Here is a 14,716-nt window from a genome sequence, read left to right as displayed (position 1 = left end):
AAGTCCGGCCTGCACGAACCTCATCTACGGCCCGTAGAACGAGCTCATCCGCCCGAAACTGTCGTACCCCCGGTGTAGCGTTAAATCAGGGGGTCCCCTGGGGAATTCCTGTTGCGGTGGAGCATGCTTGCTGGTGTGGATGGCCGGGATGTTCTGCGGGTCTTGGACTTAGTGGCAGGCTTTGACGTGTGGATCGGTGGTGGGTGGGGCATCGACGCACTGATCGGCCATCAGACCCGCGACCATCGGGACCTCGACCTCATGCACCGGCACGAGCACGAACACGGCGTCCTCGAAGCCCTTGCCGCTGCCGGGTTCGTCGAAACCCTGGACTGGCGGCCGATCCGGTTCGTGCAGACGCACGAGGACGGGCGCGAGATCGACCTGCATCCTTTGGTGTTTCAACCCGACGGCAGCGCTCGGCAGGCATCCCCGAAACCGGACGAGCCCTTCATCTACCCCGCCAACTGCTTCACGAGCGGCGTCATTGAAGGCCGCGAGGTTCCATGCTTGTCCGCTGAACAGCAGGTTCACTTTCATCAGGGATACGCGCCGAGTGAACGCGATCGGCATGACATGGCTCAGTTGCGCGAGGCGTTTGGCATTCATACGCACTTCTGATGGCGGATGTTAGTTTCAGGCCATGGGGCGTACTCAGGTCGTCATCGTCGGGGCGGGGCCTGCCGGACTTACCCTCGCCAACCTGCTGCATCAGGCGGGTGTCGGCTGTCTTCTGCTTGAGCGGGAGACGCGTGCGTTCATTGAGCAACGTCCTCGAGCCGGGTTCATCGAGGAATGGGCGGTGCGGGAACTCGAGCGACATGGGCTGGCCGGTCGGTTGCTCGAACGGGCGCCTCAGCACGGGCAGTTCGAGTTTCGGTTCGAGGGTGAGCGGCATTCGTTCAACTACGTCGAGCTCACCGGGCAACGGCATTTCGTTTACCCGCAACAGGAACTGGTGAAGGATCTGGTCGCCGCCTATCGGGGCGAGGTCAGGTTCGGCGTACACGACGTGACGTTGCACGATCTGGCGACCGAACCGTTCGTCACGTTCACCGACGACGAAGGTGATCACCGGATCGACTGCAATTTCGTGGCCGGATGCGATGGCGCACGAGGTGTCACACAGGCTTACGTACCAGCGCAAATCGCCCGGCACGACTACGGCATCGGTTGGCTGGCATTGCTTGCCGAGGCGCCGCCGTCGGCTGATGGCGTCATATTCGGGATTCATCCCCGTGGTTTCGCCGCGCACATGGCGCGCACGCCGACCGTCACCCGCTACTACCTGCAGTGCTCCCCCACTGATACCGATGCTGACTGGTCGGATGAGCGCGTGTGGACCGAGTTGCACGCTCGGCTTACCGTGACCGACGGGAAGATCATCGAAGGGCCGTTGATCGAGAAACGTGTGCTGGACATGCACAACTACGTGCTCGACCGGATGTCACACGAGCGGCTTTTCCTTGCTGGCGAGTCCGCGCATCTCGTCGCCCCGATTGGCGCAAAGGGCATGAATCTAGCCGTTCACGACTCGCTTCTGTTGGCTGAGGGCTTCATCGCACACTACGCGGGCGATGACTCCACATTGGACAACTACACCGCCGCGTGCCTTGGCCGGGTGTGGCAGTATCAGGAGTTTTCCCAGTGGCTGTCGGATATCTTCCACGGGTCGCCGGACCCGTTCATGAACGAACTCTCCCGTGCGCGGCTGCGACGACTGCTGGGGTCCCGGAAGGCCGCGGAGTCCTTTGCCGAGATCTACATTGGGCAGCGCGCCGACTTCTGACTACCGCAGGACCGTGTCGAACACGACCGTGAAGAAGTCCTCGATCGGTTGGGTGTTCTTGTCGGCTTTCGCCCGCAGCAACGTGCCTTCCCATGCGTTCAGGACGAACCGGCCGAGTTGACGGGCGTCCAGCTTTTCGCTGATCTCACCCGCGGCCTGTGCCTGTTCGATCTCCTCGGTGATTCCGTCGGACCACGAGGTGAGGCTGAGGGCGACCTGCGTCCTGATGACGTCGCTGTGGTCGGCACGCTCGGCGGCCATGTTTCCGATCAGGCAGCCTCGGGTGTACTCGTTGCCGATCAGGATGTCCTTCATCGTGGTGAAACGCGCCCTGAGCCGCTCAAGCGGTGACAGTCCCGGCGTCGTGCGGTTCCACTCGGACTCGGCGGCATACCGGCGGACGACCTCCGCGCCGAGGTCTTCCTTGCTCTTGAAGTGGTTGTAGAAGGAGCCTTTCGGCACGCCCGCGGCCTTGGTGATCGTATCGACCGAGCACGCCGCGTAGCCGTACTTGTGAATCTCCTGCACGGCCGTCTCTACGATGACCTCACGAACACTCGCCCTGGGCATACCCCCAATGTGACCAGTCGTCTTGAGTTTGTCAAACGCGCTAATGGTTGCGATCGGAAGTTCGTTTGGGGGTATTCGGCGGATCCAAGGTTTTCGCTGAGTGTGCCGGGCAAAGGGGCCGGTACCGGTGTTGTACCGGCCCCCTTGGCCGGTGCTGCCCAGAGGAAAATCTGGCTAGGAGGCCGCTGAATTAGGGTGGTTTGCGGGTTGGTTGTCACCGAGTGATGGCAGGCGAGGACCTGGGCCTTGCTGATTATGGGTGATGCTGGGCGTTCAGGGAGCCCAGGGCGGTTGCTCGACGAGGTTCACAACTCCCAAGACTGGGGGTTGGGCCGTGGTTTCCCTCAGGTAGCCAGGGTCCAAGCGCCCGCCGTATGGGTCAGGCCGCGACCGATGAGGTTGCGGAGGTTCAAGGCTGCGGTGCGGCGTTTGAGCCAGGCGTTGTTCTTGCCGGTGCCTAGATATCGGAGTTTGAGACGTCGGCCACCGCGGCTGGCGATCTGGGAGATGACCCGTTCCACGTTGGGGCGGAACGTCCTGTAGCTCTCGCGCAGTTCGGGCTTGTCCGCCCAGTCGCGTCGGGCTTGGCGCAGCAGGTCATCTCGTGGGTGCAGAACGATTTTACGGCCGGTCTTGGACGTGGTGCACTGTGCACGCAGTGAGCAGGCACGACAGAGAGCGCCAAAGGTGGCGACCCGGGTCCGGCTGATCGGGCGGGTGATGTCGTTGGGGCAGGTGACCGTGCCCGCTTGCTCGTCCACGGTGAAGTCGTCCACGGTGAAGTCGTCCACGGTGAAGTCGTCCACGGTGAATCCGCCCTCGACCGGAGCCCGCAGCGGCTTGGGCTTGATCACCGCCTCATGCCCGGCATCGTCGATCCCACCGCGTAGATCCCCTGTGCCATAGGCGGAATCGCCGTACCACGCGCGCTTGCCGTCCTCGGCGTCGAGGAACTCCTCGGCCACAGCGGGGTCGGAGTTCTCCGTGCCGGCGGCCGTGGTCACCTTCTCGTCGGTGACGATCCCGGTCTCGGGCTCGGCCGCCACGTGCGCCCGATACCCGTCCCGCCGGTTCTCCGGGGACTTGCGGGTATGCCGCGCATCCGGATCCACTGTGGACACCACCCGGTCCGGGGCGACCTTGCGGGCGATCCGCCACCGCCCATCAGTGCCGTCACTGCCCTCGGCGGGCTCGACATCCTGACCGGCGACCAACGCCAGCAACGCCAACGCGAACTCCGCGTCGCCTTCCAGTTCGGTATCGGCCAGCGCCGCCACCAGCGCGTTCGCATCGTTGACCAGCGCGGAGACCAGCGCGTCCCTGGCGGCCGGGTCGTCCCAGTCGATCCTCGGCTTGTCCGGCCGACTGTAGTCATGGCCGGTACACACCTTCGCGATCTGCCCCGCCGCGCCGGGCACCTGCCGATCCACCCGCCGGATCGCCGAGATCAGCTGGGTGATGGTGTCCTGGGTGGCGACCGCGTCGGCCAGGATCGTGGAATCCACCGCCCGCTTGCGGCGGCCACGCAGGATCCCGGTCTCCTCGACGACCGTGCGCACCGCGTCGTTGATCCGATGCGGCCGCCCCGAGGTGGCCAGTCGTTTGCGCCAGTACACCAGCGTCGAGGGGTCGAATCCCTTGTCGTCCAATGCCATCCCGGTCGCGACCTTCCACCGCAGGTCACACCGGGCCGCCTCAGCGGTCTCCCGATCCGAGAGATCATGCAGGGTCTGCAACACCAGGATGGAGGCCATCACCGACGCCGGGATCGAGGGCCGTCCCTTGCCCGAGGGGAACAGATCCTCGAACTCTCCATCGGGGAACAGATTCCGGCGATGCCCGGCCAGGAACGCGAACATGCTCCCCGCCGGGACCAGATGACCGACCAGCGCCTCCGCGTCCAGCAGCTCCCGATCACCACGCTCCACACCCTGCATGAAACGATTCTCCCAGCTCAAACCCACATCCTGGGGCGACACGCCGATTATTCAGCGGCCTCCTAGCGGGAAGCTGGGCCGTCGAGACCCCCGACAGACTTCCGATCGTGACCACTAGGTTGCACGTCATGAAGCGCGACGCCTACTGCTCATCCTGCGGGACCGCCTACACCGACACGTCCACCTATCCCCGCGTCTGCCCTGGATGCGGCATGCAGACGTGGGCGAACCCGACACCGGTCGCCATCGTCCTCGTGCCGGTCAAGGACGGTTCCCGGACCGGTCTGCTCGTGGTGCGGCGATCCATCCCGCCGGTCGGGCAGCTCGCGCTGGTCGGCGGCTTCGTCGACCAAGGCGAGACGTGGCAGCAGGCGGGCGCGCGCGAGCTGTGCGAGGAGGCCGGGATGCTCGTGGACTCGGCGACCCTGCGGCCGCTGTGGTTCACCTCGACCGAGCCGGATCCACGGCACGTACTGCTTTTCTCGGTCGCTCCCGAGGTTCAAGCGGCCGATTTGCCACCTTTCACGCCGAACAGCGAGGCGTCCGAGCGCGGCGTGATCTTCGGTCCGCGTGGACTCGCGTTCTCATTGCACGAGGAGGCCGCGCTGAAATTCTTCGGCTTCGACGGGCCAGCGGAGTTCAAACCACAGTGACCGGATGCGGCACGATCGCGTCGAACAGGTAGCCCTGCGTGTTGTACGGCGTGACGTCAGGCTGAGTCACGCCGGTGGAATCGGTTGCCCGTGCGCGAAGCGCGTAAGCGCCCGATTGCTTGGGGTGCCACGGGAATTCCCATTGCAGCCAGGCGCGCTCGTGCGCGTAGCTTGTTGGCTTGGCGGGATGCCAGTGGACGCCGTCCACGCTGACGTCGACCTTGCAGATCCGGCCGTTGCCTGACCACGAACGGCCGCGCAATATGTGCCGCTGCCCTGCTTGCAAGGTCGCGCCACGAGCCAGTTCGAACGCGCTCTTGACGACCTGGCATGCGACCACTGTGCCCTCGGCTGGGTAAGTGGGGCCGATGAGCCGGTAGAACTGCGTGCTCCACGGCGACACGAGCGGCGTCTCGGATACTTCGATCTCGCCGAGCCACTTGATCGACGAGATTCCCACCCAGGACGGGACCACCAGCCGGACCGGGAACCCGTGGTCGGGCGGCAGCGGCTGGCCATTCATCTCGTACGCCAGGAGCACGTCGTCCAGCGCTTTGTCGATCGGCAGCGGCCTGCGGACCCTGCCGAGGTTGACGCCGCCGGTCACGAAGTCGGCGTCAAGCCCGGACGGCAGCACGTCGACCGCGTTCCTGCTGAGCCCGGCTCTGGCGAGCACGGTCGACAGTTTGACGCCGCGCCATCGTGCGACGCCGATCGCACCGAGTTTCCATGGCGTGCCAGCCACTTGCTGCCCTTGCTGGCTGGTGTAGTAACTGCGGCCGTTGCCCGCGCATTCGATGAACGCCGTCGTGGTCTCGGTTGGCATGCGACGCAGTTCGCGATAGCTGAACTCGACGGGTCCGTGGCGCAGTCCACTGCCGAACACCCTGAGCCGCCACGTGTTCGCGTCGATCGTGGGCGTGGATGTGTGGTTGCGCACGAAGAACCGGTCGATCGGCGTGAGGTATCCCTGACCGCTCAACGATTCCCACCGGGTTTCCGCGTTGGTTCCGTAGACCTCGAACAGCTCAGGAGGCAGCGGTTTCACGATCGGACCGGCCGCGGACGCTGTTTCTGGTGTCCCAACGGCCAATGCGGTCCCGGCCAGGGCCGACATCCTGAGCACGGTACGGCGGGACACGCCACGTGCCTGGCCCGCTAGCCATTGCTGGTGTCGCGTTTGGTCGTATGTCGACTCGTCGGTCAGCATGCGGGCAGTCTCTGGCCCGCCGCCGGTTACTTCCAGCGCGTCCACATAGCGGACTTTGGCTTGACGACGTAGAACGCCAGCACGTACAACGCGAACGCAGCCACGGCGCCCTGGATGCTGCCGAGCAGCAACTGGCGTACCCAGTCGTAAGTGCTGACCTGGCTCACCAGGTCAGCCAGCGCGATGACCGCGCCCGCGACTGTCGCCGCCCCGATGCCCGCGAAGATCCAGGGTTTGCGCCGCGCCGCAGGCCGACGCGGCTCGCTCGGTGGCGTCCGGCGATACCAGCGACGCAGCACAATCCCCAGGATGAGCATCCCGCCGATCGCGGAGACGTATCCGAAGACGTTGTACAGCCGATGCGGCCCGACCACAGAGATCCGCATCAGCGACCAGTTCTGAACGATGAACCCGTGCGTGTGCGTGAAGGCGTCCCACACCACGTGCGTCGCCGCGCCCACCACCAGTGAGGCCGCAAGGATTGGCAACGTGGGCGCCTTCATTCCGTTTGCTCGGCGGCGGACACCGTCACCGCACAACGCCAGGAACGGGCGTTGAGCCACCCACGCTACGAGGACCATCAGCGCGCCCACGACCACGTCGACGGTGACCACGCTGACAAGCGCGTGCGTGTCGATCGGCAACGGCAGGTAGTAGGCGACATCCGGCGCCATGGCTCCCGCGGCGAGCGCGGGAAACCATAGCCAGCGTTTGAAGGGCAGGACGGCGGCCGGATGCGCCAGCGTGAAGGGCATCGTCCTATGTGGTCAGCTCGATCATCGAGATCTCCGGCGGCGCGCCCACTCGCACTGGCGGGCCCCAGAATCCGGCGCCTCGGGTGACGTAGACCCACGTGTCGTCGATCTTCTCAAGACCTGCGGTGACCGGCTGCTGCAGCGGAACCGCCAGGTGGAAGGGGAACATCTGGCCGCCGTGCGTGTGCCCGGACAACTGAAGGTCGACGCCGTGCTGCGAGGCTTGTTCGACCTGGATCGGCTGGTGTGCCAGCAGCACAACGGGGTTGGCGGTGTTGCGGCCTGCCAGGGCTTTCGCGATGTCCGGACCGTCTTCGAACTGGCGGCCCGCGACGTCGTTGACACCGGCGAGGTCGAAGCTGGCGCCGCCGCGTTCGATGGCCAGTCGTTCATTACGCAGCGGGTTCACGCCGAGGCGCTCGAGTTCGGCCAGCCATGGCTCGTAGCCGGAGTAGTACTCGTGGTTACCGGTGACGAAGAAGCTGCCGTGCTTGCTGACCAGGTCACGCAGTGGTGCCGCTGCCTCGCCGAGCCGGTCGACGCTTCCATCGACCAGGTCGCCAACCACCGCGACCAGGTCCGGCTGCTGCTCGTTGATCATGCGGACGATGCGCTCGGTGTGTCCGCGCCCGGCGAGCGGCCCTATGTAGATGTCGCTGACCACCACGATCCGGAAGCCGCTGAGCGACGGGTCGAGCCGACGGATCGGCACGGGAACCGACGTGATCTCGGGCGGACCGAGGGCTTTGGTCGCGCCGTAGCCGACGATGCTGCCCGCCGTGATCCCGCCTGCCACGGCGAAGGACCGGGCGACGAACACGCGCCTGCTCGGCAGCGGGACCGCGTCCGGCTCGTCCGCGCCGACCAGCGCGGGCGCCTTGACGCGGCGATTGACCAGCAGCCTCGGGATTTCCAGCACGCCCATCACGAGCGTCAGGTAGAACATCAGCGCGAGCCACATGAATCCTGGCCACGCCAGGACCGCGACATCCCGCTGGAGCAACAGGGCGGCCAACATCATCACGAAGGCGCCGGCCAGCGCCACAGTTCCGTACAGCCTGCCTCGGCTCCCCGTGAGCGTCGTGTCTCGCACGAGTCTTCGCCAGAGGTAATAGTGAGCGAGCGCGGCAGGCACACCGAGCAACAAAAAGAACAAGGACAGTGACCTTCCGGACAAAGATGACCTTCCGGGCTCCAAGCTACCGTGCGTCCGGCTTAGCCTGTTCGTCGAGCAGCAAACCAGGAGGACCGATGGCGCTGGCAGCACGATTTCGCGAGGTGGACACCACCGCGATCTGCGACGCGGACAAGACACTCAGGGTGATGGAAAGCGCGATCAAGCTCCGCTCCGCGCAGCCACGGATTTTCGGGCCCGCGTACACCGTGCGGTGCCGTGAGGACTTCCTCGGCGTCCTGCGTGCCATCGAATCCGCAGCTCCAGGCGATGTGATCGTGGTCGACGGCGGCGCCCGTGAACTCGCGCTGGCCGGTGAGATGTTCGCTCGTGGCGCACTGACGCGCGGCCTCGGCGGGATCATCGTCGACGCCGGTTACCGGGATATCGGTTTCGTGTCGACTTGCGAGCTGCCGATCTACAGCCGGTTCGTCACCCCGATGGCAGGCACCACCGGCAAGCTCGGCGAACTGCAGATCCCGGTGACGTGTGGCGGGGTGGTCGTGAACCCAGGCGACATGATCCTGGCCGACTCAGAAGGTCTCCTCGTCGTCGATCCCGATCGCGTCTCGGACTTGCTCGACGCGGCACACGCGGTGAAGGAAGCCGAGGCCAAGCTGACCGAGCACCTGATCGCGGGCGGCACTTTGAGCGACGGCACCAACCTCTCCGCGCACGTCGACGCGCTCAAGCGTGGCGAGCCGAGCAAGCTTTCATTCGACTGAGTCCCATGGGAACAGCGCCGCCTCGACGTGACCGCTTCCCGGGTTGAAGTACGAGACCATCATGTGAGTGTCCGTCGACAGCTCGGGATGCCCGGTCAGCGCTCGGCACAAGTCGTGCCCGCTGCCGCCCTGGCAGGCGACTTTGCCCGTCGAACGCTGGAACCACGGGCCAGCCGGGGTGGCCGCTCGCCAGACTTCGAAGCCGCCGCCGAGGTCCTTCTGCAGGATGGCGTGCAGTCCATTGGCACCGAACCGGTGGATCGAAACCCCGGCAGCGGCCGACGGAATGATGTTGGTCGCCTGTGCGTCGTCGTGGACGAACGCTCCCTGCCCGTACCACTGGTAATTCCCGGCTGTACGCCAGGAATCGGTTCTGGCGACGTTCGTGACGCCGTTGACGCAGACTCCGCTGAACCAGTTCGTGCATTCGAAGCCGTAGAGATAGAGGAACCCGCCGTTGTAGATCGGCGATCCGAGGACCTTCGCGGCAGGCAGCTGGGTTCCTGGCGTGGAGAACACTGTCGTCCGCGCGGTCACTGTGTTGGTGGTTGGCGTGTATTCGGCGATACCGAATCCCTGGATGAAGAACGGCTTCTCGGTGTGCGTGACGCAGAGATCCGCGTAGGTGATCAGCAGGTTGTTCTGGCTGGTGGTCACGATCCCAGTGATCCACGAAGCCGGGTATTGGCCGATGTTCGGCGTGCACGGCTCGCCACTGGGATTGAGCAGACCTGGTGGCGCGGGCAGGAATTGCGACGGGCCGCCGTTGTAGGGCGGCGTCGGCGGGGCGCCCGGCGGCGTCGGCAACTCGTTCAACTGGGTGGGGACTTCGCCGGGAGTGTACGGGCCGACCGCCGCGGTGGATCCTGGAATGAAGTGGCTGCCGTTGAAATCGGTCCACGCTGTATCGCAGAACAACCAAAGGGCCTGCCCGTTGGCCAGCGGTTCAGAAAACCCGCAGTCCCGGTTGAGGCTGACACCCCAATAGTTCTCGAAATTCGAGGTCACCTTGACCGGCAATGCCGTCACCATAGAGCGTTATTCATGAGGGTTACCAGCCGAGTCGATAGAACTCGAGCGATGTGATGATCCGGATGATGTTGGGGAGCTCGGAAAGGCGTCCTCGATAGCCGGTCGCAATCATCTTCCAGTTCTTGATATGCGCGATACATCGCTCGACGGCGGATCGAAGTGAGGAGATGAATTTATTGTTCACCTTGTCGCCAGCCGAGAGCTCGCCGCCCTTTGGCTTTTTGCGAGGCGTAATCGTGTGAGTGCCCTGATAGGCAGGGGCACCGATGACTGAGGTCTCGGCCAGAAGATCTTCCCAGTCACACTCGGCGAACGCTTTCCGGTCATGCATCGAGCCAGGCAGAGGGGCGGATATTCCCAGCAGGCCTCCCTCCGTATCGGCGGCGACCTGGATGTTCAGCCCCGCGCGGCGCCGCTTGCCGGAGAAGTTGTCTTCGTGACCAGCACGGTTGCCGGTCGGGACATCGGTTCCGTCGACCAGGACGAGCCGGCCGCGGATGGCCTCCTTGAGGTTTGGAATGTGCAGGCACAGGGCCTGCCCAATCAATGGGAGAATGCCTCGATAGATCCGCGATACGGTCGACTGACTGACGCCGAACAGATCGCCCACGGCCGCCTGGTTCAGATTCTGTCGGACGTACACCAAAGTGATCACGACAGCGCGATACAGTCCCACGGTCGGAGGCCACGCTTGGTTCTCATGGCATTGGATGATCTGCCAGATGCGCGCGACAAGCTCCTGGATCTGGTCAGCAGCAAGCCCTGTAGTAGACTGATAACGCAACGACCCCGCCTGTAAGTTGTCTTCTGCGAGAGGAAAACGATCTTACTTGCCTGGGGTCGTTGTCCTATTTTGAGGTGATCAAGTCGCCAGAATAACGCTCATAGTGCTGAACACCATGAGAACCGCGCTCAGCAACCATGACATGAGTGCCCCTTGGTCCATAGTGGATGCTCTTCACGCTAGTGATCACGCCGAGTCCGTCAAGACCCATTTGCCCGAAATAGAGTGGTCGCCTGGCGTTGCCTGATGCCAGAGTGCGGCGTGAACCATTTCGGTGAGGATGTCGCGAAGGACTACGACTCGGACGTCAAGGACCGGCCCGTCACCCCGGTCGTGGAGTTCCTGCGGCCGTTGGCGGGCGACGGGCGGGCGCTCGAATTCGGCATCGGCACCGGCCGGATCGCGGTGCGGTTGAGCGAAGCCGGTGTTGAGGTGCACGGCATCGACCTGTCGCCGGAAATGCTCGCCCGCGTGCCCGCCTCGGCTGGGATCGACGTGACCGTCGGCGACTTCGCGACGGCCAAGGTTCCCGGCCAGTTCCAGCTTGCCTACCTGGTGTTCAACACGATCACGAACCTGACCACCCAGGACGCGCGGGCTTCGACGAGTACGACATCGCGAACCAGGCAATGGTCTCCCGTCACTATCGACTCGCCGATGGCGTTGTGCAGAGCCAGTTCTCCATGCCGTTCCGCTATGTCTGGGCCGCGGAACTGGACCGGATGGCCGGGATGACGCTGCACGAACGCTTCGACAACTGGGACCGCACGCCCTTCACCAGCGACAGCCGTCAGCACGTCTCGGTCTGGCGCAAGCTGTGACGCCCTCAACGCTGTGACGCACTGTGTATTTCACACGCACGCAATGGTGGACACGGTGTGCAGGAACGGTGGACACGGGGTCAGGCTGGGTTGTCGCCAATGACTACCGTTGCGGCTAGGTCGGCTGAGCGCTCGATTCGGGGCTGTAGGCCGTGCTGCGCGAATGCCGCCGCCGTGTGCTCGGCTTGGCGGTCGCTGGTCTCGATCAAGAGATGCCCGCCGGACGCCAGCCAATCCACAGCCTCGGCACTGACCCGGCGCTGAACATCAAGCCCGTCAACCCCGCCATCAAGCGCTACCAAAGGCTCATGGTCCCGGGCTTCCGGTGGCATCAACGCAATCGCTTCCGTCGGAACGTAAGGAGCGTTGGCCACAAGGACATCCACCCGCCCCCGCAAGTCCACGGGCAGCGGCGCGTACAGGTCTCCCAAGTACACATTGGACACGTTGCGCCGCGCGCACTTCACGGCCGCGGGATCGATGTCGACGGCATGCAGCTCAACCTCGGCAGCGGCTGCCAGAGCCGCGCCGACCGCACCCGAGCCGCAACACAGGTCGACGACAACGCTCCCCGGTCTCACTAAAGCAAGCGCTTGGGAAACCAGGAACTCCGTACGGCGGCGGGGAACGAACACGCCCGGATCCACCGCTATCCGGTGCCCGTGGAACTCGGCCCAGCCAAGGACGTGCTCAAGCGGCAAGCCCGCCACTCGACGCTCGATCATCTCGGCCAGGTCAGCGGCGTCTTGTGCCGCGTCGATCAAGAGGCGTGCTTCGTCTTCGGCGAATACGCAGCCGACGGCACGCAGTCGGGAAACTGTTTCGGGGTAGATCTCCGGCGCCTTTCGATGATTCTCAGGCGCTCGCGCTCTCACCGCGCTTGGTGAACCTGGGCGAGCACCCGGCCTGACATGGCGTTAATGGGTCTCACCTCCTCGGTCGGTCTGCCGCGACCCACAGTACACGCCCTTGACACCCGCTTTCTTGTAGAGTGAAATTGACGGTCGTCACCCAAGTGACATACCCGAAGCCGTAGGAGGGTGCGATGGCGCGCTCCGCCCACGTGGACACGTTCTGCCGGGACAACCTCCCGCCCGAGGAGCAACAGCCGGAGTTCCTGCTCGACCCGGCGGCCCCTGAGCGGCTCAATTGCGCCACGGCATTGCTGTCCCCGGTCGACGCGGATCGACCGTGCTTACGGACGGGCACCGAGCTCTGGACTTACGGCGAGCTTGACCGGCGTAGCAACCAGATCGCGCGTGTCCTGACCGAGGATTACGGTCTGGTACCGGGCAATCGCGTGCTGTTGCGTGGTCCGAACAATCCGTGGCTGGTCGCGGCGTGGTTCGGTGTGCTCAAGGCGGGCGGGGTCGTGGTGACGACCATGCCGTTGCTGCGCAAGCTCGAGATCGACACGATGGTCGAGATCACCAAGCCGAGCCTGATCATCAGCGACGACCGGTTCACCGACGCCCTTGCCGACGCCACGCTGCCGGTGATCACCTACGCCGGCGAGCTACAGCGCATGAGCGAGTCCAAAAGCGACGTTTTTGAAGCCGTCGACACGGCCGCCGACGATGTCGCTCTGCTCGCCGCGACGTCCGGCACGACCGGCAGGCCGAAGGCGACCATGCACTTGCACCGGGACGTGCTCGCGATCGCGGACACGTTCGGCAAGCACATCCTCAAGCCCGAAGCCGACGACGTGTTCACCGGCACTCCCCCGATCGGTTTCACCTTCGGCCTCGGCGGCCTGGTGATCTTCCCGATGCGAGTCGGGGCATCGACTCTCTTGCTGGAACGCGCGACACCGGACGAACTGGCCGACGCCATCGTGCGTCATCAGGCCAGCGTGCTGTTCACCGCACCGACCGCGTACAAGGCGATGTTGGCTACCGGCAAGGCATCCAGCCTGACCAGCCTGCGCAGGTGCGTGTCCGCTGGCGAGCATCTTCCGCAGCCCGTGTGGGACGAGTTCCAGCGCGTCACCGGCGTTCGGATCATCGACGGAATCGGTGGCACGGAACTGCTGCATATCTTCATCTCCGCAGCGGACGACGACATTCGCCCTGGCTCGACTGGGAAACCCGTCCCCGGATTCGAAGCGACCATTGTGGACGACGACGGCAACCTAGTCGCGGACGGCACGCCGGGGCGTCTCGCGGTCAAGGGCCCCACCGGATGCCGGTATCTGGCCGATCCCCGGCAGCAGACGTATGTCCACAATGGCTGGAATGTCACCGGTGACACGTTCATCAGGGATGCCGACGGTTACTTCTGGTACAAGGGCCGGACCGACGACATGATCATCTCTTCGGGGTACAACATCGCCGGTCCTGAGGTGGAAAGCGCGCTGGCCGGGCATCCGGACGTGTCGGAGGTCGCGGTGATCGGCGCACCGGACCCGGATCGCGGGATGATCGTCAAAGCGTTCGTCGTGCTGCGCCCGGGAGTCCACAAGGGACAATCTGAGGTCACCGAGTTGCAGGACTACGTGAAACGTACGATCGCGCCCTACAAGTACCCGCGCGCGGTGGAATTCCTCGATGAGCTACCGAAAACCAGCAGCGGCAAGATCCAGCGGTTCAAACTCCGGCAGCAGGCCTAACAGTCGCCTATGGCTTCCGGCAGCGGAACGTCGGAGCCAGGACGCAACCCGGCGAGCAGCAGCGCGCAACTGCGCCGCCAGCCCTCCACCGGGTCGGGTGCCACACGAAGCGTGCTGATCAGCATGAACACCACCATGGGCAGGTCACTCGCACGCAGGTCCGCGCGCACAACGCCAGCTTCCTGCGCGCGCTGCACGATGGTGGTGAAGTCGGCGATGAAGCGGTTCTTCAGCCCGGACAGCAAATGACCGGGATCGCGCACCGACTTGATGACCGAATGCGCCTCCGCCGCCATGGTCAGCGCGGTCTCCAGCGCTGAGACGACCGCGTGCCATGGATCCGGGTCAACGAGACCATTGACCACGGCGGGCTGGATGTGCTCGGCGTAGCGCCATTCCAGGATGGCCAGCAGCAGGTCGTCCTTGGTGGGGAACCGCCGGTACAGGGTCGCCACGCCGACGCCCGCGCGCTTGGCGATCTCGTCGAGCGGGACCTCGGTGCCGGATTCGGCGAACGCACGCCATGCGGCCCGGACGATCAACTCGGCGTTGCGTGCCGCGTCCACACGCAACGGGCGCTGCGAAGACCCGGTCATACCTGGCAACGCTAACAGACTGATAGTCGACTACCAGTTGTGCTAGCGTGGCATTAAGCGAT

Annotated in this window: 15 protein-coding genes; 6 read left to right on the top strand and 9 right to left on the bottom strand. The window is 64.7% G+C overall.

Annotated elements, in window-relative coordinates; translation table 11 throughout:
• Nucleotides 1–111 precede the first annotated feature (111 nt).
• Nucleotides 112–621 (top strand): nucleotidyltransferase domain-containing protein, encoded by a 510-nt coding sequence (locus tag LWC34_RS07460; protein ID WP_233724036.1) that lies wholly within the window; start codon nucleotides 112–114, stop codon nucleotides 619–621.
• 22 nt (nucleotides 622–643) lie between these two features.
• Complete coding sequence (locus LWC34_RS07455) at nucleotides 644–1,789, top strand: 4-hydroxybenzoate 3-monooxygenase (RefSeq protein ID WP_233724034.1); 1,146 nt, start codon at nucleotides 644–646, stop codon at nucleotides 1,787–1,789.
• Here the strand turns inward: LWC34_RS07455 and LWC34_RS07450 are convergent, their stop codons facing one another.
• Nucleotides 1,790–2,359: a TetR/AcrR family transcriptional regulator gene (locus LWC34_RS07450; protein ID WP_233724031.1), complete on the bottom strand. Its 570-nt coding sequence runs from the start codon at nucleotides 2,357–2,359 to the stop codon at nucleotides 1,790–1,792.
• Between the two features lie 344 nt (nucleotides 2,360–2,703).
• The gene (locus tag LWC34_RS07445; protein ID WP_233724020.1) at nucleotides 2,704–4,296 is read right to left on the bottom strand and encodes an IS1182 family transposase; all 1,593 of its coding nucleotides are present in this window, start codon (nucleotides 4,294–4,296) and stop codon (nucleotides 2,704–2,706) included.
• A gap of 128 nt (nucleotides 4,297–4,424) precedes the next feature.
• Between LWC34_RS07445 and LWC34_RS07440 the strand changes: the two genes are divergently transcribed.
• On the top strand, nucleotides 4,425–4,949 hold the full coding sequence (locus tag LWC34_RS07440; RefSeq protein WP_233724018.1) for an NUDIX domain-containing protein: 525 nt from the start codon (nucleotides 4,425–4,427) through the stop codon (nucleotides 4,947–4,949).
• Here LWC34_RS07440 and LWC34_RS07435 read toward each other — a convergent pair.
• The 3 genes from LWC34_RS07435 to LWC34_RS07425 are packed head-to-tail and all read right to left on the bottom strand — an operon-like array spanning nucleotide 4,936 to nucleotide 8,070.
• Nucleotides 4,936–6,204: a sulfite oxidase gene (locus LWC34_RS07435; RefSeq protein WP_233724016.1), complete on the bottom strand. Its 1,269-nt coding sequence runs from the start codon at nucleotides 6,202–6,204 to the stop codon at nucleotides 4,936–4,938. The two genes, LWC34_RS07440 and LWC34_RS07435, sit on opposite strands and share 14 nt — an antisense overlap.
• Nucleotides 6,186–6,914, bottom strand: a complete 729-nt coding sequence (locus tag LWC34_RS07430; protein WP_233724014.1) for a DUF4184 family protein — start codon at nucleotides 6,912–6,914, stop codon at nucleotides 6,186–6,188. The genes LWC34_RS07435 and LWC34_RS07430 overlap by 19 nt, the downstream gene beginning before the upstream one ends.
• A 4-nt stretch (nucleotides 6,915–6,918) precedes the next feature.
• Entirely contained in the window at nucleotides 6,919–8,070 is a 1,152-nt protein-coding gene (locus LWC34_RS07425; RefSeq protein ID WP_233724011.1) for a metallophosphoesterase, read from the bottom strand.
• A 95-nt stretch (nucleotides 8,071–8,165) separates the two neighbouring features.
• On the opposite strand from LWC34_RS07425, the gene LWC34_RS07420 reads away from it, so the two are divergent.
• Complete coding sequence (locus LWC34_RS07420; RefSeq protein ID WP_233724008.1) at nucleotides 8,166–8,813, top strand: RraA family protein; 648 nt, start codon at nucleotides 8,166–8,168, stop codon at nucleotides 8,811–8,813.
• Here the strand turns inward: LWC34_RS07420 and LWC34_RS07415 are convergent.
• Both LWC34_RS07415 and LWC34_RS07410 read right to left on the bottom strand, forming a co-directional pair.
• The gene (locus tag LWC34_RS07415; RefSeq protein WP_233724005.1) at nucleotides 8,802–9,842 is read right to left on the bottom strand and encodes a DUF5005 domain-containing protein; all 1,041 of its coding nucleotides are present in this window, start codon (nucleotides 9,840–9,842) and stop codon (nucleotides 8,802–8,804) included. The two genes, LWC34_RS07420 and LWC34_RS07415, sit on opposite strands and share 12 nt — an antisense overlap.
• A gap of 22 nt (nucleotides 9,843–9,864) precedes the next feature.
• Nucleotides 9,865–10,629, bottom strand: coding sequence for a transposase family protein (locus LWC34_RS07410; protein WP_233724003.1), 765 nt, complete (start codon nucleotides 10,627–10,629; stop codon nucleotides 9,865–9,867).
• Between the two features lie 246 nt (nucleotides 10,630–10,875).
• Here LWC34_RS07410 and LWC34_RS07405 point away from each other — a divergent pair, with 246 nt between their 5' ends.
• Nucleotides 10,876–11,364, top strand: coding sequence for a methyltransferase domain-containing protein (locus tag LWC34_RS07405; RefSeq protein ID WP_235728773.1), 489 nt, complete (start codon nucleotides 10,876–10,878; stop codon nucleotides 11,362–11,364).
• A 166-nt stretch (nucleotides 11,365–11,530) separates the two neighbouring features.
• Here LWC34_RS07405 and LWC34_RS07400 read toward each other — a convergent pair whose 3' ends face one another.
• Nucleotides 11,531–12,325 (bottom strand): putative protein N(5)-glutamine methyltransferase, encoded by a 795-nt coding sequence (locus LWC34_RS07400; protein ID WP_233723998.1) that lies wholly within the window; start codon nucleotides 12,323–12,325, stop codon nucleotides 11,531–11,533.
• A 170-nt stretch (nucleotides 12,326–12,495) separates the two neighbouring features.
• Here LWC34_RS07400 and LWC34_RS07395 point away from each other — a divergent pair, with 170 nt between their 5' ends.
• Complete coding sequence (locus LWC34_RS07395) at nucleotides 12,496–14,058, top strand: AMP-binding protein (protein WP_233723995.1); 1,563 nt, start codon at nucleotides 12,496–12,498, stop codon at nucleotides 14,056–14,058.
• Here LWC34_RS07395 and LWC34_RS07390 read toward each other — a convergent pair.
• Entirely contained in the window at nucleotides 14,055–14,654 is a 600-nt protein-coding gene (locus LWC34_RS07390; RefSeq protein WP_233723994.1) for a TetR/AcrR family transcriptional regulator, read from the bottom strand. The two genes, LWC34_RS07395 and LWC34_RS07390, sit on opposite strands and share 4 nt — an antisense overlap.
• Between the last annotated feature and the right edge of the window lie 62 nt (nucleotides 14,655–14,716).

This window comes from Kibdelosporangium philippinense (assembly GCF_021390435.2).
Taxonomy (GTDB): Bacteria; Actinomycetota; Actinomycetes; order Mycobacteriales; family Pseudonocardiaceae; genus Kibdelosporangium; species Kibdelosporangium philippinense.
This window is presented reverse-complemented; position numbering and strand designations above follow the sequence as displayed.